Below are 16,364 nucleotides of genomic sequence, written 5' to 3'. Positions count from 1 at the left end.
TCCCCGGCCTACTCTAGACTCCGGGAGACACAACAACGGGTAGCCGGGAGGTGAGAAGAGTGGGCAGCAAGAAGCTGCGGTGGACGATCCTGGCCCTTACCCTGGCCCTGGCCTTGGCAGCCGGGGGTGTGGCCCTAGCCCAGGAACAGGGCACGGGCTCGCCCGCGGACCTGCCCGAGATCTTCTGGTCCAAGCTGGCCGCGGCCCTGGGTGTGGACGAGGCCAGGCTTCAGGAGGCGGTCAGGTCCGCCGCCGACCAGACCATCGACGAGGGCGTGAGGCAGGGGATCCTGCCCGAGGAGAAGGCGCAGCGGCTGCGTGAGGGCCTGGAGCAAGGCGTCTGGCCCGGTCCGTTCTTCGGCGGACAGCGGGGCTTCGGTGGTAGACGCGGCGGCTTCGGGCCGGAGGTGGCGGAGATCCTGGACATGACGCCGCAAGAGCTGCACGAGGCGTTGCAGAGCGGCAAGACCCTGGAGCAGATGGCGGCGGACAAGGGCCTGACCCTGGAGCAGCTCAAGGAAAAGGTCCTGGAGGCCAGGAAGGCAGAGCTGCAGAAGCTGGTAGAGGAAGGCAAGTTGACCCGGGAAAAGGCAGACGAGATACTGTCCAGGCTGGAAAATATGGATCTCACCAAGTGCCCGCCCCCCGTACCGAAGGGCAGGCCCCAGGCCGAGCAGTAGGCAGCCTGGTTTATTCCCACTTTCGGGCGGCAGTCCTGGTTTTTCCGAGTACCTAAAGCGTGCCGGGTACCGAACTCCTGCTGTGGTAGTTCGGTCGGCGAAGCGGCCGGTACGAGGGGAACCAGGACTGCCGGGGGGCAAACTGGGAACACATCAGTTGGGCAGCCCGGAGTTGCCGGCGGCCTTTCCTTAGAATACCTGCAGGATCAGGCATTTGAGATAGTAGGACTCCGGGTGGGTGGGCAGGATGGGGTGGTCCCGGGCCTGGCGCCGCAGTTCCACCAGGCGCAGGGTGCGGCGGGCATCCCGGGCGGCCGCCAGCACCACCTCCAGGAATTGCTCTTCGGAAAGGTGGTAGGAGCAGGAGCAGGTTACCAGGAATCCCCCCGGCGGAAGCAGCCGCATGGCCCGCAGGTTGATTTCCTTATAACCACGCAGGGCCCCCTCCAGGTTTTCCTTGCTCCTGGTGAAGGCGGGAGGATCCAGGATTGCCAGGTCGAATTTCTCGCCCGCCCGCTCCAGGTTCCTGAGTTCGTCAAAGGCGTTGGCGGTGCGGAAGGAGCAGCGCCCGGCCAGGCCGTTCAGCCGGGCGTTGGCTTCGGCCAGGGCGACGGCCTCGGCGGAGAAGTCTATGCCCAGCACTTCCCGCGCACCGTAGGCGGCGGCATGCAGGCTGAAGGCGCCGGTGTAACAGAAGGCATCCAGCACCCGGCCGCCCTCTACCAGACCGCGCAGGGCGGCGCGGTTTTCCCGCTGATCCAGGAAGAAGCCGGTCTTCTGCCCGTGGGCCACGTCTATGTAGAAGGAAAGACCGTGTTCGCGCACGACCACCGGGGCTTCCGGCTCGCCCCTGATCCATCCTCGGCGCAGTTCCAGGCCCTCACGGGCGCGCACCCCGGCGTCGTTGCGCTCGCAGATACCCTTGGGTCTGAGGGCCTCTTCCAGCAGCTCCACCAGCGTGGACTGCCACCGGTCCATTCCGGCGGTCAGGGTCTGAACCGCCAGGTAGTCGCCGAACTTATCCACCACCAGCCCGGGCAGAAAGTCCGCCTCGGCAAAGACCACCCGTACGGCGTCGGTGTCCAGGGCGGGCAGCAGCCGCCGCCGGTATTCCCAGGCCCGCAAAAGGCGGCGGGCGAAAAAACCGCGGTCGATCGTCTCCCGGCGGCGGGTAAGCAGGCGCACGGCAATGGTGGAGCGGGGGTTGATGTAGCCCCGCCCCAGGAAGCGGCCCCGCTCGTCCACCACCTCTGCCAGGTCGCCCGGCCGGCAGGCGCCGTCCACGCTCTCGATTTCCGTGTCATATACCCACGGGTGCCCGGCCTCCACTCTCTTCTGCCGCCGGGGGCTCAGTCGTACGGTTACCATACTCGCCTGGCAGCGCCTCCGGGAGATTCTGGATGGAATAGGCGGCCGAAGGCCGGGTGGGACGCCCCGAGGGGACGTTACCGCCCCCGCCGCCACGCAGGAGGGCGGCGAAGCGCCGGCCGGCCTTCACCATCCGCTTATAGTTTACCGCCAGGCCCACCATCCACCTGGCGCCGGACAATTCGGCCAGACCTGCCCGGCCCTGCCTGATCGCCGAGGCTACGGCGGTAAAACCGGCCGGCCCCGCGGGCAGCACCGTGGCCCGGGTGCCCAGCTGGAGGACGTGGTGGGCGTCGCTCCCGCCCACTACCGGCAGCCCCAGGCGCTGCGCCAGGCGGAGGATGCGGTCCGGGGGATCCAGGTCGCGGCCGTTGGCCTCCACCGCGTCCAGCCGGGCCAACATGGGGAGTACCTGTGGGGGGAGACCCGAGCTGCGGAAGGGGTGGGCGGCGATCAACAGGGCTTCCGTGCCCTCGGTATGTTCCAGAAGTTCGGGCAGGGCGGGGTGATGACCGGCGGAGAGCGGCCGGGGAAAGGAATGGTCCAGATCGTACAGTCGCTCCGGGGGAGCCAGGATTACCAGGTGCTGGCCCTCCTGGAGGGAAACCTCGCCTCCGCTCAGGAGGAAAAAGCCTTCCTCCACCCGAAACACTCCGTCGCGGCAGGGGAAGAGGCGGAAGAGGGCGTCGTACATGGCCCAGAAATCGCGGGCGTGGAAATGCTCGGCCACGGCAAACCCTTGCAGACCCAGGCTTCGGGCCCGGTTGATCAGACCGGCCAGTCCTTCTCCCCGGAAGATATCCCCTTTGCTGAGCTTGAGGTGAACGTGCAGATCCAGGACGCGTACCGGCCGGCGGGCCAGTCCTTCGGGCCGCCACCTCACCTTTATGCGGCTCATGTTTTCCTCCCCCACGTTGCGGCGATTCTTAACCCCTGCTTTCGTTGGCCCGGTCCGACCGAGGCCCGATCAGACGAAGGTAAGCTGTCTCAATTCGTCGGCCACCCGCTTGCCCGCGGCCACCGCCTGCTGCATCTTTTCGGGGGTCAGGGAACGGCTGAAGCCCACCACCCACAGCGCCGACGGCTGCGTGCGCCCGGCAAGGGGCAGCAGAACGCACACGGCGTTGACGCCGCGCAGGTACTCTTCGCAGTCCAGGGCGTATCCCTTCTCCCTGGCCTCTCTTACCTGGCGGACGAATTCCTGGGGATCGGTGATGCTATGCTCGGTAAAGCGGGGTAGGGGTTTTTCGGTGAGGAGGGCGGCCACCTCTTTTTCGTCCCTGGTGCTCAGAAACACCTTGGCCGTGGCTCCGGCCAGGAGCGGGAGCTTGGTGCCCACCGGAGCGGTGAGTTTGAATTCTTTCGGGCTGTCGGCCTTGGCAGTGATGGTGATACCCTGGCCGTTGCAGGTGCCGAGGAAAACCGTCTCCTCCAGTTCGCGGCTCAAAGCCTCCAGATAGGGCTGTACCAGAGCCTCAAGGCTCAGGTTCACCGCCGCCACCCGGCCCAGGCGGTAAAGCCGCGGCCCCAGCCGAAAACCCCTGTGATCCGGGCCGCGGACCAGGGCCTCTTGCTCCAGCAGTACCCTCACCAGACCGTGTACGGTGCTTTTGGGCAGCCCCAGGCGGCGGGCCAGTTCGCTGATGCCCAATCGGCCGGGTTCCTTGGCCACCTCTTCCATCAAGGCAAAGGCCTTGACCACTGCCGGTGCTCGATATGCGGTTTCATTAGCGTGGGTCATGGCACTCTAAATATAACCTCTCCCTCCGGGGCGGTCAAGCCGCGCCTACGGCGCCCGGACCTCGGCCTGCCGGGAAACCGCGGCGGATCGGGGTGCCAACTTTACCGCCGTGCCGTAGACCAGAATTTCTGCCGCTCCCTGCATTACGGAAGAAGTGCCGAAGCGCAGGCCGATGACCGCGTCCGCGCCCAGGGAACGGGCCTCTTGAGCCAGACGCTGCATAGCTTCCTCGCGGGCCTCGTTGAGGAGTTGGGTATAGGCTTTGACTTCTCCACCTACCAGATTGCGGGCAAAGGCGGTGAAATCCCGACCTATGTTCCGGGCCCGTACCGTGTTACCCCGGACCAAGCCCAGTACTTCGACCACCTCGTATCCCGGGACCTCTTCCGTGGTGGACAGCAGCACGCTCCAGTCCCCTTTCCCCGTTTCGTGGCGTACGACCCTTTCAGATGTACATGAAGTACGTGTCCATGACCACCCTGAAGTTATTCTTTATCGCCTGCCGGCCCCGGATCATCTGCATGTGCCCGGGAAACAGGTACTCCGCGTCCAGATCGGCCAGGCGCCGGATGCTGGCCTTGAGCTGCTCGCCGTCGCCCTGGGGAAAGTCCGTGCGCCCCAGGCTGGCGGCGAAGATCACGTCGCCGGTGAAGAGAGCCTTGGCCTCGGCCCAGTAGAAGGTGAGCGATCCGGGCGAGTGCCCGGGGGTATGCAGCACCTGCAGGCGGATGGGGTCGGATTCGCCGATCACCAGCTCCCCTTCCTGCAGGTAAAAGTCGGCCTCCGGCTGGCCGAAGGGCTCCCGTCCGGGATGCAGCAGGCGGAACATGGCCAGCCAGTGCTCCTCCTCCGCCGCGTGCATGGCCACCCGGGCGCCGCTTCTTTCTTTTATCGCGCCGGCCGCTTCCGAATGGTCGGGATGGGAGTGGGTGAGCAGGATCAGGTTCACGTCTTCCAGGCGCAGGCCGTCCCCGGCCATGCTGCGCGCCAGGTAGTCGAGGCAGGGCTCGCCGAATTCGTTGCGAACGTGCCCGGGGTCGATCAGGATCAGTTGCTCTCCCTTCAGGCAGTAGCTGTTGCAGTTGTTGCCCGCCCCCTGCCAGGGATACACGTAAAGGCGAGAGCTCAGCCGCATGCCTAAGGCTCCTTTCCGCGAAAAGCTGGCGGTTTTCGCTGCCATCATATCATATGCCGCAGGCCCGGACAAGGAGCCCCGCGGGCCGAGTTGCTCGCGGCATCCGCCGACAGTCCTGGTTTTACCGAGTACCTAAAGCGCGCCGGGCACCGAACTAGGCGAGAGCCAGGGTGGAGGCGGGCCGAAGGCCACGGACGGCCGAAGCCGCGCCGGCGCCACGGACGGCGCCTAAGCGGCGTGCCCGCCGGAGCCCGCAGCTCAAGCCGTAGTTCGGTCGGCGAAGCGACCGGTACGAGGGGGAACCAGGACTGCCGGCAGGGAGAGCTGTGGATCGGCCACGTCTTCTGCCCGAAAAGCGGACGCCGGAGCCCGGAGGTGTAGCCCCTCGTCCGGCAGGGCAGACTAAGCCTGGTGTATTACGGCATACGAAGCAAAGGAGGGACCGCCTTGCACGCGGCCGAGAACGCTCCCCGCAGCTTCAAGTGCAGCCGTTGCGGCACGATCTTCACCGCCCGGGGAGCAGAATCCGCCTGCCCCATATGCCATCACCTCTGCCGTCCGGGAGAGTGCGAGGTTCTGGAGGCCTCGGACGAGGATTACTAGAGCCGGCCGGCCACCTTCACGATCCGGCCCGCCGGGGAGGGGCGTCCGGTAGCAGGATCCTTCCAGGGCAGCAGTTTCTTTGCCGCTTTATCCCGCTGCCGGGAGTCCCAGCACACGAGCTCCCGCACCCGGCGGAAGCGCATCAGCAGCCGCCAGGCCTCGGCCACGGCCCGAACGAAGCCGTGCTCCAGCGGGTAAGCTCCGGTGAGTAAAGGGCAGCGGTAGGGCAGGGCCAGGGTTTCCCAGATGATCACCAGGTGGCCGTCGGGAAGGCAGTGGGCGGTCAAGGGGAAGAAGCGGCACTGCAGGGGACGGGAAGAGCGGGGACAGGTGCCCCGGCAGCGCACGAAGTAGACCGTACCCTCCCACCCCGGCGGGAAGTCGTATTCCTCGGCCCGCTGCTCCGTCCACTCCAGCCATTCCTCGTCGCCCCGGAAAAGGGCTTCCTCTCCCGGCAGCAGGTAGATCCCGGTGTCCGGCCGGTCGGGCCGGCAGCAGAGCCTGCCGCAGAGCAGTCCGCAGTCTTCCCGCAGGGGGGTGGCCTCTTCCAGCAGCCGGTACACCTCGAGGTAGGTTTCCCGGTCCGGAACCTCGGCCAACTCCTGGATTTGGCATCGCCCTGACATGCTTCGCGGGGCCCGCCTGAACCGCCCTTTTGCCGCGTCGTCCCCGGTTCCTTGCCGGTAAGGCCCACCGGAGACCTGCCGGGCCCTTCCCCCTTCCTCTATCTTTCTGAACGCACTAAAGTTCTAGCCGGGGGGCTGCGCTTCCTCCGCCGCCGGCGCCACGGATGGCGCCTAAGCGGTGTGCCCGCCGGAGCGCGAAGCTCGAACCCTAGTTCGGTCGGCTAAGCGACCGGTACCAGGGGAAACCAGGACTGCCGGCAAGGCAAAGTCGGCAGAGTGCCCTATCGGGCAGACTGAGGGCGGATGCGCCGGGTGCCGGCGGGCCGGCGGTTTGACTCTTGGCTCGGGCCTCTGCTACCATGGAGCGGCGGGGGTAAGGGGCATGTGGTGGGAGCAGGCAAAAGATATGGGTATCCTGGTGGGCGTCACCCGGGCGGAATACGACCCGGCTCTGGCCCGCCTGCTTGAGACGCGCCGGGAGCAGGGACGGTACCCTCCGTTTGTGCCGGCAGACCCGCAGCTGCGGGCCGATCCCCGCCGCTACTGGCCCCCCGCCCGCACCCTGGTTTGTCTGGCCCTTCCCTACCCGGCCAGCGACGGAGACCGGCCTCCCGACGGCCTCCGGGGACTGGTGGCCCGGAGCCTGGCCGGCCCGGACTATCACCGGGTGGTAGAGGCAAAAATCCGAACGGTGGCAAACCTGTTGCTGGATGCCGGAGTGCGGTTCTCGTACCGGGCCTGGGTGGACGCCGTCCCGCCGGTGGAGAGGGCCCTGGCCGCCAGGGCCGGGCTGGGCTTTTTCGGCCGCAACTCCTGCCTGGTCCACCCCGAACTGGGCTCCTGGTTCTGGCTGGGGGAACTGGCGCTGGATGCCGAGTTGCCGTCCTCGCTCGTCCCCCCGGCGCAGGTTTTCCCCTCCGATCCCTGCGGCTCCTGCCGCCGCTGCCTTGAGGCCTGCCCCACCGGCGCCCTGGTCGCTCCTTACGAGCTCGACCCCTACCGCTGCCTGTCCTACCGGACGCAGGCGCGGGGGGTGATCCCCCGCGAGTACCGGCCGCTCATCGGCGAACGTCTCATGGGATGCGACACCTGCCAGGAGGTATGCCCGTACAACCGGCCGCGGCGAAAGGAGAGGCCCTCTTCTCTCCGGTGGTGGCCCCTGGAAAGCCTGCTGGACCCGGGGTCGGCCGAACCGGCGGCAGGTACCGCCCTGGCCTGGCGGGGGAGGGGGGTGCTGGCCCGCAATGCCGCCGTGGTGCTGGGCAACGGCGGCCGGCCGGAAGCGGTTGGGGCGCTGGCGGCCGCGCTCGAGCGTCACCCCAGCCCGGTGGTCCGGGCGCATGCGGCCTGGGCCCTGGGGCGGGTCGGCACCCGAGCCGCGGCCGAAGCCCTGAGGACGGCCTGGCGCCGCGAGCGGGACGACCGGGTGCGGGGAGAAATCCGCCTGGCCCTCGAACCGGGAACCTAGGCGGAGGCCAGCGGCTTACGGATACCGGAGGGAGCGATCCGGGGATCTAGGTCAGGAACCGGAAGGCCTCCGGGGCCTCCAGGAAGGCCTGGTAGAGGCCCTTGTGCTTCACCAGATCCGTGGGTTGACTCAGGTTGGGCGCGGGTACCAGCTTCAGTCCCACCGAGTTCCGGTAATTGGGGTTGCGCACGAATTCGGTCCGTCCGGTTTCACCCTCGATGCAGTAGTAGGCCGCGCCCTTCTTTATCTGGAAGGGCTCGTAAAGGGAGGGAAAATCGGCGGCCACCAGGTTGGCCATAACCAGGAAATCCTCGGTGGGATTCACGGTGACGTGGCCGTAGTTGGGAGGGACGTAAACCTTGTCGCCCTTCTTGGCCTCCACGGCCATGATCTCCTCTACGTCGCCGTCCCGTTTGTTCTTCTGGAGCAGGTAAAGGGCTTCGCCGGCCAGGACCTCGTAGTACTCGGAAAAGGTTTCCTCCTGGTTGGCCGGCTTGGGGGAGTGAAAGTGCCCCACGGTCTTCACGAATTCCCGGCCTATTTTCACCGGAACCAGCACGGTTATGTCGTAGCGCAGGCCGTAGAGGTGAAAGATCTCTATCTTATCGGCGTGGGCAACCCCCCGGTACATGTAGTAGAGGGGCTGGCCGGTGGGTTCGACGTTGTCCAGGAAGACATCCACCGCGTCGGCCAGGCGGCGTACTTCAGGCTCGGGGGCCAGAATGCCTTCGGCAAAAGCCAACAACCCGTTAGCCTGAAGGTGAAAATCCACCCCCAGCAGCATGAGTTAACCTCCTCCCAAAGGTTTGGCGCCGCGGAGCCGGCGCGCACCACCATTATAACACCAGAATAGCGCAAAAACAAAGCCTGTAAAGCTTTGGTTTTGGGGGCTGTGGCTGTAAAGCATTGGTATTTATGTTTCTCCTTCCACCTTCATACACCTTAGACGGAGCGGGCCCGGGCCGCCACAACGAGAGCAGGGGAGGTGGTCCAGGTGAGGCAGGTGAGCCGGGTGAGCTGGAGGGAATTTCCGGTCGGGTGGAGAGAAGAGGAGGGGCAAAACGTCTGGGAAGGGACCTTTGCCGACTATCTCTCCCTGGTAAAGGCCGATCCGCGGCTGGCCCGCAGCGCCCACACCCGTATGTACGACATGATCGTGCGGGCGGGGGTGGAGAGCACTCCCCAGGGGAAGCGCTACGCCTTTTTCGCCGACAGCCTCTTCGGGGTAGAGGCCGCGCTGGAGCGGCTGGTGGAGGAGTACCTCCGGCCCGCCGCCCGGGGGCTAGACGCGCGGCGGCGCATCCTCCTGCTGGTGGGGCCGGTGGCCTCGGGCAAGTCCACCCTGGTGGCCCTGCTCAAGCGGGGCCTGGAGGAATACTCCCGCACGGACGAGGGCGCGCTGTATGCCCTGAAGGACTGCCCCATGCACGAGGAGCCGCTTCACCTCATTCCCGCCTCCCTGCGGCCGGAGTTCTTCCGGCGCTGCGGCATCCGGATCGAGGGGGAGCTGTGCCCTTATTGCCGGCTTATGCTGCGCGAGGTCTACGGCGGCCGGATAGAAGACATGCCGGTGCGGCGCATCTTCATTTCCGAACCGGACCGGATCGGCATAGGCACCTTCGTGCCCTCCGATCCCAAATCCCAGGACCTGGCCGAACTTACCGGAAGCCTGGACTTCGCCCGCATCACCCGGTACGGGTCGGAATCCGATCCCCGGGCCTACTGCTTCGACGGCGAGCTCAACAGGGCCAACCGCGGCCTGATGGAGTTCCAGGAACTGCTGAAGGTGGACGAACGCTTTCTTTACCTGCTGCTCTCCCTGGCCCAGGAAGGCAACTTCAAGGCCGGCCGCTTCGCCCTCATCTCCTGCGATACCGTGGTGGTGGGCCACACCAACGAGGCCGACTACCGGCGCTTTCGCGCCGATCCCAGGAATCAGGCCCTCTGCTCGCGGCTGTTCGTCCTCCCCTTTCCCTATACCCTGCGCGTGGATGCCGAGGTGCGGATCTATCACCGGCTGCTCTCCCAGGGTGATCTCCGGGCGCACCTTGCCCCCCGGGCCCTGCGGGCGGCGGCAGTGTTCTCGGTGCTCTCGCGGCTGGAGGCCCCCCGCTTGCCGGACGCGGACCTGCTTAAGAAGCTCCGCCTTTACAACCGGGAGGAGGGAGCGGCGGAGCCCGGTTCTCTGACGGCGGAAGATCTCGCGGTCGAGACGACCCGCGAGGGCATGAGCGGAGTGGACCCGCGCCTGGTCTTCGAGCGGCTGGGCAGCGCCGTGGTGGCGGCGGAGGAGGGGGGCTGCCTCACGCCCGGGGCGGTGCTGGATTCCCTGGAGAAGGGGCTGAGGTCGTACCCGGGGCCTTCGGGACCGGAAAGGGAGCGCCTCCTGGACCTCCTAGGCCTGGCCCGGGAGGACTACCACCGCGAGGCATGCCGGGAGGTGGGGCGGGTGCTGGCCGAGGAGTTTGCGGCCGAAGCCCGCGGCCTCTTTCAACGGTACGTGAATGAGGTTCGCGCCTACCTGGACCATCGGGCCGGCGGGCAGGAGGCGGACGAGGAGTTCCTGCGCCGCCTGGAGGCATACCTGGGAATAGAACCGGCCGGCCGTCGCGCCTTCCGGGAAGAGTTCCTGCGCTGGTGGGACAGTTTTGGTCAGGGGCAGGGCTTCGACTACCGGCAGCATCCGGAAATGCGCCAGGCGGTAGAGGAAATCCTGCTGTTCGAGCTCGGAGGCCGGCTGCAGGCGCAGGAGGAACCGGCCGAGGCGGCCGGGGGGCGGGCAGTGATAAGGCGGCTGGTGGAGGAGCGGGGATACTGCCCGGTGTGTGCCGCCGAACTCCTGCACTGCGCGGCGTCCGCCCCGGCCGGCGAGGTGGAGGGGGGTGAACCCGCAGGTGCCCACCGTGCGCCGCTCCCCCCCGGGCATGGGCCCGGCGGCGGAGGCCGCCCGCCGTCTCTTTCGGAAGCGCCTGCGGAATAGCCTCCGGGAAAGGCTGCCGGAGCTGCTGGCCGAGGAACGCCTGGTGGCGGGAAGGCCCGGGAGCGGGGCGGGAGTGGCCCTGCCGGTGCTCGCCTGCCCGGGTCTGGTCCACGACCCCTACCGTAGTCCCCGGGTGGGCCAGGGAGAAGGGGGTACGGTCCGGGGCCGGGTGTTGGGGGCGGTAGCGGCGGGGATGGAGGATCGCCCCGGCACCCTTCCCGGGGAGGAGGTCTACGAGGAGGTGGTTGGGGTAGAGGACATCTCGAACCTCTTGCGGGAAGAACTCCTCCTTCCGCCCCCGCTCCCGAAGGGTCCGGAAACCGCCGCCGGGTGGACCTGGGAGTTGGCCCTCACCGGCACCAAGGGGGGGCTGGACCGGCGGCGCACGCTGGCGGCCCACTGCCGGCGGCGGGCCCGGCTGGGACTCGTCTTCCCGGGGCCGCTGGAAAGGCCAGACCTGCGCTTTCGCCGGCCCGGGGAGGGGCCGGATCCGGACCGGGCGGGGGTGGTGCTGGCCCTCCTGGACTGCTCGGGCTCCATGGGGTGGCCGGCGAGACACCTGGCCCGCTCCTTCTTCTTCTGGACCCTGCGCCTTCTGCGTTCGGCCTATGCGCGCCTGGAGACGGTGTTCATCGTCCACCATACCGAGGCCCGGGAGGCGGCGGAGGAGGAATTCTTCGCCCGGGCGGGCTCGGGCGGCACCCGGTGTTCCTCGGCCTACCGCCTGGCCCTGGAGCTTCTGGACCGGCGCTACTCGCGAGGGGAGTGGGACCGGTACGTGGTGCACCTGAGCGACGGCGATAACCTGCCTTCGGACAACCGGGAATGCCTGGCCCTGGCGCGGGCCCTGCTGGCGCGGGGGGCCCTGGTGGCCTACGGCGAAGTGGGGGAAACCCGGTTCGGCCGGCCCACCCTCGGCCAACTCCTCCAAAAAGTGACCGGCGAACCCGGCCCGGTGACCTTCCGGCTGGTCCGGCCGGCCGACCTCTACCCGGCCCTGCAGTTCCTGTTCGCCCGGGTGGCGTCCGCTCCCGAGGGCGGGGATAGGGCATGGACCTAGGGCTGGAGCACCTGCGCCGGGCGGTAGAGGAAGTGGGGGCGGCGGCGCACGAACTGGGACTGGACTGCGGGGAGATGCAGTTCGAGCTGGTCTCCCCCAAGGCCTTTCCCGCCCCGGCCGCCGGCGGCTTCTTTTTCCCCTTTCCCCACTGGAGTTTCGGCCAGGCGTACTACCTCCTGCGGGCGCGCCACCGTTACCGCTTCGAGCGGACCTACGAGCTGATCCTGCCCACCCGGCCGGCCACCGCCTACATCATCGAGTCCGCCCGGGTTCAGGCCCTGGCGGCCGTGGCCCACGCCGTGGCCCACGCCGACTTTTTCCGCCACAACCGCCACTTCCGCTTCCCGCCGGCGCCCAAACCGGAGGTGCTGGCCGCCCAGGCGGCCTGGCTGCGGCGCTGCGAGCGGCGTTACGGCGCCGGTACGGTAGAGAGGCTGCTGGACGCCGCCCTGGCCCTCCTCCCTCACGTCCACCCCTCCGGCCGGGACGACCTTCTCGCCCTGGTGGCCCGGTGCGGGCCGGGCCTGGCCGACTGGCAGCGGGAGGTGGTGGAGCTTGCCCGCCGGCAGGGTCTTCACCTGCGCCCGCTTATCCTGACCCGCCTGGCCAACGAAGGCTGGGCCACCTACTGGCACACCCGGATAATGCGCCGGCTCACCCTGTCCGGGGAAGAAGCTGTAGAGTGGGCCCGCCTCCAGGCCCGGCTGCTCTGCCCCCGGCCGCCGGGGCTCAACCCCTACCTGGTCGGCCTGAGGCTCTTCGAGACCGTGGCCGAAAGGGAGGACCGCGAGGGGCTGTTCCGGGTGCGGGAAGCGGCGGACGACGCCTCGCTGGCAGAGCGCTACCTCACTCCGGAACTGGTGGCCGAGCTCGACCTCTTCGTCTACCGCGCGGAGGGCGGGCGCTGGGTGGTAAGCGCTGCGGCCGGGGAGTGGGAAGAGGTTCGCCGGGTGCTGGTGCGGGAACTGGCCGGCGGTGGGATTCCCCGCCTGAGCGTGGCGGACGCGGACTACCGGGGCCGGCAAGAGCTGTACCTGCGCCACCTTTACGACGGCCGGGTACTGGCCGCGGGCAGCGTGGAGCGCGCGCTCCGGCACCTCCGCCTCCTGTGGGGCCGGCCGGTGCACCTGGAGACCGTGGCCCCGGAGGGGAGGGTGGTATACACGTACGACGGGGATAAACTTGAGGTCGCCCTCGTCCGCGGGGAGCGGCCGGCAGGAAAAGGCGGAGAAGCGTGGAACTACCACCCCATATAATCTGCGCGCGGCGGGAGTGACGGAGACGATGCAAGACCTGGTTCGATCCTGCGTAGCCGCCATTAAGCCCTACGAGCCCGGCAAACCGATAGAGGAAGTGCAGCGGGAGCTGGGGCTTACCGACGTGGTCAAGATGGCCTCCAACGAGAATCCCCTGGGACCTTCGCCCCGGGCACTCCGGGCCGTGGCAGAAGCCCTCCCGGACATCTTCTACTATCCCGAAGGGTCCGGCCGCCGGCTGCGGCACGCCCTGGCCGAACGGCTGGAGCTCGCCCCGGAGAACCTTATCCTGGGTAACGGCGCGGACGAGCTGCTCAAGGTGATCCCCCTGGCCTTCCTGCGCGAGGGGGAGGAGGTCATCATCGCCGAGCACAGCTTCACCGAATACACCCTGGTAACCCGCCTCCTGGGCGGGCGTCCGGTATACGTCCCCCGCCGGGGGCTGCGCTACGACCTGGAGCGCATGGCAGAAGCGATAAGCGGGCGCACCAAGCTGATCTTCGTCTCTAACCCCTGCAACCCCACCGGAACCATGGTCGGCCAGGCGGAAGCCGAGGCCCTCCTGGCCCGGGTGCCGGAAAGGGTGCTGGTGGTGTTCGACGAGGCCTACCGGGAGTTCGCCTCGGCACCGGACTTCCCCGACTTGCTGCCCCACATCCGCTCGGGCCGCAGGAACCTGATCGTGCTGCGCACCTTCTCCAAGGCCTACGGCCTGGCCGGCCTGCGGGTGGGCTACGGCATCGCCCACCCGGAGCTGATCGGCTGGCTCAACCGGGTGCGCGACCCCTTTAACGTAAACTCCCTGGCCCAGGTGGCGGCCCTGGCCGCCCTGGACGATCAAGAGCACGTGGAAAAGACCCAAAAAATCGTGTGGGAGGGAAGGGAGTACCTTTACCGGGCCCTGGAGGCCATGGGTCTCAGGTACGAGCCCACCCAGGCCAACTTCATTCTGGTGGACGTGGGCAGGGACTGCCGCCGGGTCTTCCACGAACTGCTGAAAGAAGGGGTCATAGTCAGGCCGGCGGACATCTTCGACCTGCCCACCTGCGTGCGGGTCACCGTCGGCACCGCGGAGCAGAACCGCCGCTTTATCGAGGCGCTGGGGCGGGTCCTGGACCGGGTCTAGCCGGAGGCATCCTCGCCTTTCGAAGGGCAATGCCGCTGGCTTTCCCGGGTATCCGGAGCGCCGGCACCGGCTATTAGTAATATTTACCTCCTTCCGGCCATAACTATGGGTAAGACTATCCGGAAGGAGGTTTCTTGATGCGCGGCAAACGGTTGCTGGTAACCCTTCTGGTGTTGGCCCTGGGACTCAGCCTGGTCTGGGCCGGGGGTTGCGGACTGCTGAAATCGGGTTCGGAGGAAACCCCTGGCGAAAGTACGGGCGCCGAGGCAGGGCAGGAAGGCACCCTTCCCGAGGAGACTCCGGAGACCGCAGAACAGGTGCCGCCCGGCCCCGGCGAGACCACCACCGTCACCCTGTACTTCGCCGACCCCACGGGTCAGTACCTGGTGCCCGTGACCCGGCAGATCCCCAAGGTCCAGGGCATAGCCCGGGCCACCCTGCAGGAACTGATCCTGGGCCCCGACGCCCAGAGCGACCTCCTGCCTACGGTGCCGGTGGGTACGGTGCTGCGGGACATCAACATCAAGCCGGACGGCCTGGCCATCGTGGACTTCAGCAAGGAACTGGTGGCCAACCACCAGGGGGGCACCATGGGAGAGATGCTGACCGTCTACTCCATAGTCAATACCCTGACCCAGTTTCCCACCGTGAAGAAGGTGCAGATCCTGGTGGACGGCCAGTACCAGCAGACCCTCGCCGGCCACCTGGACATCCGTGAGGCGCTGGCCCGGAACGAGGGCCTTATCCTGCCCAAATAAAGTCGGCCCACCCCTGCCACTATTTGGCAAGAGGATATCGGACAAGTTTCGAGAACTATCTTCTTGCCGAGACAGCAGCAGACAAGCTGTTGTCGACCCGGGTTAGAAGTTCTGCCGGCAGCCTGGTTTCACCGGCGGTGGAGGAACCGGATCTGCCGGTAGATAACCCTGGGACCCGCAGGTAATCCGGGGGCGGGGGTGGGTTCGTGCCTTTCCGGCGCTCGATCGGCCGGCTTCTGAAAAGCCGGTTTTGGACGGTTTTGGTCGTAACCTGGATTTTCTGTCTGGCAGCCGGCACCGCGTGGGCTCAGAGTTCTTCCTCCGCGCCGGAGGTGAGCCTGCGGCTGGAGGGCCGGCTCCTGAGCTCCAAGGGCTACATAGACCAGAACGGCCGCACCCTGGTTCCGGTGCGGGTGGTGGCCGAAGAGCTGGGCTACACGGTTGAGTGGCAGGCCTCGGCCCGGCAGGTCACGGTAAGGAACGGCGGCACCGAAATCCGGCTATGGATCGGCCAGCGCCGGGCGGTGGTGGCCGGACGAGAAGTGAGCCTGGATACGGCCCCGGCGATCTGGAGCGGCCGCACCCTGGTGCCCCTGCGTTTCGTGGCCGAGAACCTGGGCCTGACGGTCGGGTGGGACGCGGCCGGCCGCACCGTCTACCTTTCCCGTGGCGGGAGCGGGCAAGGCCTCCCCGGCTGGGTGGAAGTCAAGGAGCGCGTGGTAAACGTGCGCTCGGGCCCGGGCACCAACTACGCCCGGGTGGCCCAGGTGACTCTGGGCACCAAACTCCCCACCCTGGAGCGGCGCGGAGACTGGTACCTGGTGGTACTGCCCTCCGGAAGCACGGGCTGGGTGGCCGGCTGGCTGGTGGCCGCAACCCAGGCCCCGGCGCAGGAGGAGGCCCTCCAGCGGGTGGCAGTGGTTACCGCCGACGGGGTGAGACTCCGGGCCGGTCCCGGTACGGACTATCCCATCCTGGGCCGGGTCAACCGGGGCGCGCGGTTTGAAGTTTTGGGGCAGTACGGTTCCTGGTACCAGGTAGCCTACGGCGACCAGAAGGCCTGGATCGCCGGATGGCTGGTAGCGGTTCGGGTTGCCGACGGCGGCTCCCGCAGTGAGGAACCCGGAGAAGAGCCGCCGGCGGAGGGCGAACCGGAAACCCCCCTCCCGGAAGGGCAGGGAGAGCCGACCACCATTCGGGACCTTTCCTGGTCCCTGGAGGAAGGGCAGCTGGTGGTGCGGCTTACGCTTGTCGGCCGGCCGGTATGGTACCCGGGCCGGCTCACCAGCCCCGACCGGCTCTATCTTGACCTGGCGCCGGCGGTGCTGGCCTCCGAATGGGCGGACCGTCAGGAAGACCTGCCCGAGGGGCCGGTGGCGAGGCTCCGCACCGGCCAGTTCACGGAGACTACCGCACGGCTGGTATTCGAGCTGCGCGAAAAGGGCGTCACCTGGCGGGTGGTCAGCTTCGACCCCGACGCCGGCGAACTGGTGCTGGCCGTGGGGCCGGTAAACCTGGCCGGCCGGGTGGTGGCCCTGGACCCCGGCCACGGCAGCGTGCAGA

Annotated in this window: 15 protein-coding genes and 1 pseudogene; 9 read left to right on the top strand and 7 right to left on the bottom strand. The window is 67.7% G+C overall.

The features are described from left to right. Nucleotides 1-59: 59 nt before the first annotated feature. Nucleotides 60-680, top strand: coding sequence for a YckD family protein (locus tag NUV99_03840; GenBank protein ID MCR4419258.1), 621 nt, complete (start codon nucleotides 60-62; stop codon nucleotides 678-680). A 189-nt stretch (nucleotides 681-869) separates the two neighbouring features. Here the strand turns inward: NUV99_03840 and NUV99_03835 are convergent, their stop codons facing one another. The 5 genes from NUV99_03835 to NUV99_03815 all read right to left on the bottom strand — a co-directional run bounded on the left by NUV99_03835 (nucleotide 870) and on the right by NUV99_03815 (nucleotide 4,924). Continuing rightward, nucleotides 870-2,048, bottom strand: coding sequence for a class I SAM-dependent rRNA methyltransferase (locus tag NUV99_03835; protein MCR4419257.1), 1,179 nt, complete (start codon nucleotides 2,046-2,048; stop codon nucleotides 870-872). Then, a complete protein-coding gene (locus tag NUV99_03830) occupies nucleotides 1,981-2,946 on the bottom strand; it encodes a PHP domain-containing protein (protein ID MCR4419256.1) in 966 nt (321 codons plus the stop codon). The genes NUV99_03835 and NUV99_03830 overlap by 68 nt, the downstream gene beginning before the upstream one ends. 69 nt (nucleotides 2,947-3,015) lie before the next feature. Then, nucleotides 3,016-3,750 carry an IclR family transcriptional regulator gene (locus NUV99_03825; GenBank protein ID MCR4419255.1) on the bottom strand — a complete coding sequence of 245 codons (735 nt, stop codon included), beginning with the start codon at nucleotides 3,748-3,750 and terminating at the stop codon, nucleotides 3,016-3,018. Between the two features lie 84 nt (nucleotides 3,751-3,834). After that, nucleotides 3,835-4,194, bottom strand: a complete 360-nt coding sequence (locus NUV99_03820) for a YbjQ family protein (protein MCR4419254.1) — start codon at nucleotides 4,192-4,194, stop codon at nucleotides 3,835-3,837. Between the two features lie 40 nt (nucleotides 4,195-4,234). Then, nucleotides 4,235-4,924 carry an MBL fold metallo-hydrolase gene (locus tag NUV99_03815; protein ID MCR4419253.1) on the bottom strand — a complete coding sequence of 230 codons (690 nt, stop codon included), beginning with the start codon at nucleotides 4,922-4,924 and terminating at the stop codon, nucleotides 4,235-4,237. Nucleotides 4,925-5,371: 447 nt separating this feature from the next. Between NUV99_03815 and NUV99_03810 the strand changes: the two genes are divergently transcribed. Next, nucleotides 5,372-5,527 carry a hypothetical protein gene (locus NUV99_03810; GenBank protein MCR4419252.1) on the top strand — a complete coding sequence of 52 codons (156 nt, stop codon included), beginning with the start codon at nucleotides 5,372-5,374 and terminating at the stop codon, nucleotides 5,525-5,527. On the opposite strand, the gene NUV99_03805 is transcribed toward NUV99_03810, so the two are convergent. Continuing rightward, nucleotides 5,524-6,153 (bottom strand): hypothetical protein, encoded by a 630-nt coding sequence (locus tag NUV99_03805; GenBank protein ID MCR4419251.1) that lies wholly within the window; start codon nucleotides 6,151-6,153, stop codon nucleotides 5,524-5,526. The two genes, NUV99_03810 and NUV99_03805, sit on opposite strands and share 4 nt — an antisense overlap. Before the next feature lie 406 nt (nucleotides 6,154-6,559). Between NUV99_03805 and queG the strand changes: the two genes are divergently transcribed. Continuing rightward, complete coding sequence (gene queG, locus NUV99_03800) at nucleotides 6,560-7,621, top strand: tRNA epoxyqueuosine(34) reductase QueG (GenBank protein MCR4419250.1); 1,062 nt, start codon at nucleotides 6,560-6,562, stop codon at nucleotides 7,619-7,621. A gap of 46 nt (nucleotides 7,622-7,667) precedes the next feature. Here queG and NUV99_03795 read toward each other — a convergent pair whose 3' ends face one another. After that, complete coding sequence (locus NUV99_03795) at nucleotides 7,668-8,405, bottom strand: glucose-6-phosphate isomerase (protein MCR4419249.1); 738 nt, start codon at nucleotides 8,403-8,405, stop codon at nucleotides 7,668-7,670. A 228-nt stretch (nucleotides 8,406-8,633) separates the two neighbouring features. On the opposite strand from NUV99_03795, the gene NUV99_03790 reads away from it, so the two are divergent. From NUV99_03790 to NUV99_03765, 6 genes and pseudogenes are all read left to right on the top strand, one after another. Continuing rightward, nucleotides 8,634-10,601 carry a protein prkA gene (locus tag NUV99_03790; protein ID MCR4419248.1) on the top strand — a complete coding sequence of 656 codons (1,968 nt, stop codon included), beginning with the start codon at nucleotides 8,634-8,636 and terminating at the stop codon, nucleotides 10,599-10,601. Continuing rightward, nucleotides 10,516-11,661 (top strand): DUF444 family protein, encoded by a 1,146-nt coding sequence (locus tag NUV99_03785; GenBank protein MCR4419247.1) that lies wholly within the window; start codon nucleotides 10,516-10,518, stop codon nucleotides 11,659-11,661. Before NUV99_03790 ends, NUV99_03785 begins: the two co-directional genes overlap by 86 nt. Then, a complete protein-coding gene (locus NUV99_03780) occupies nucleotides 11,652-12,917 on the top strand; it encodes a SpoVR family protein (protein MCR4419246.1) in 1,266 nt (421 codons plus the stop codon). Before NUV99_03785 ends, NUV99_03780 begins: the two co-directional genes overlap by 10 nt. 28 nt (nucleotides 12,918-12,945) lie before the next feature. Next, the gene (gene hisC / locus NUV99_03775; GenBank protein MCR4419245.1) at nucleotides 12,946-14,043 is read left to right on the top strand and encodes a histidinol-phosphate transaminase; all 1,098 of its coding nucleotides are present in this window, start codon (nucleotides 12,946-12,948) and stop codon (nucleotides 14,041-14,043) included. 137 nt (nucleotides 14,044-14,180) lie between these two features. Then, entirely contained in the window at nucleotides 14,181-14,801 is a 621-nt protein-coding gene (locus tag NUV99_03770) for a GerMN domain-containing protein (protein MCR4419244.1), read from the top strand. A 416-nt stretch (nucleotides 14,802-15,217) separates the two neighbouring features. Further along, nucleotides 15,218-16,234, top strand: a pseudogene (locus NUV99_03765) (SH3 domain-containing protein). Nucleotides 16,235-16,364 lie beyond the last annotated feature (130 nt).

Source organism: Clostridia bacterium (assembly GCA_024653205.1).
Taxonomy (GTDB): domain Bacteria; phylum Bacillota; class DSM-521; order Neomoorellales; family SLTJ01; genus JANLFO01.
The sequence above is the reverse complement of the archived record's forward strand: the minus strand, read 5'-3'. Positions and strand labels throughout refer to the sequence as shown.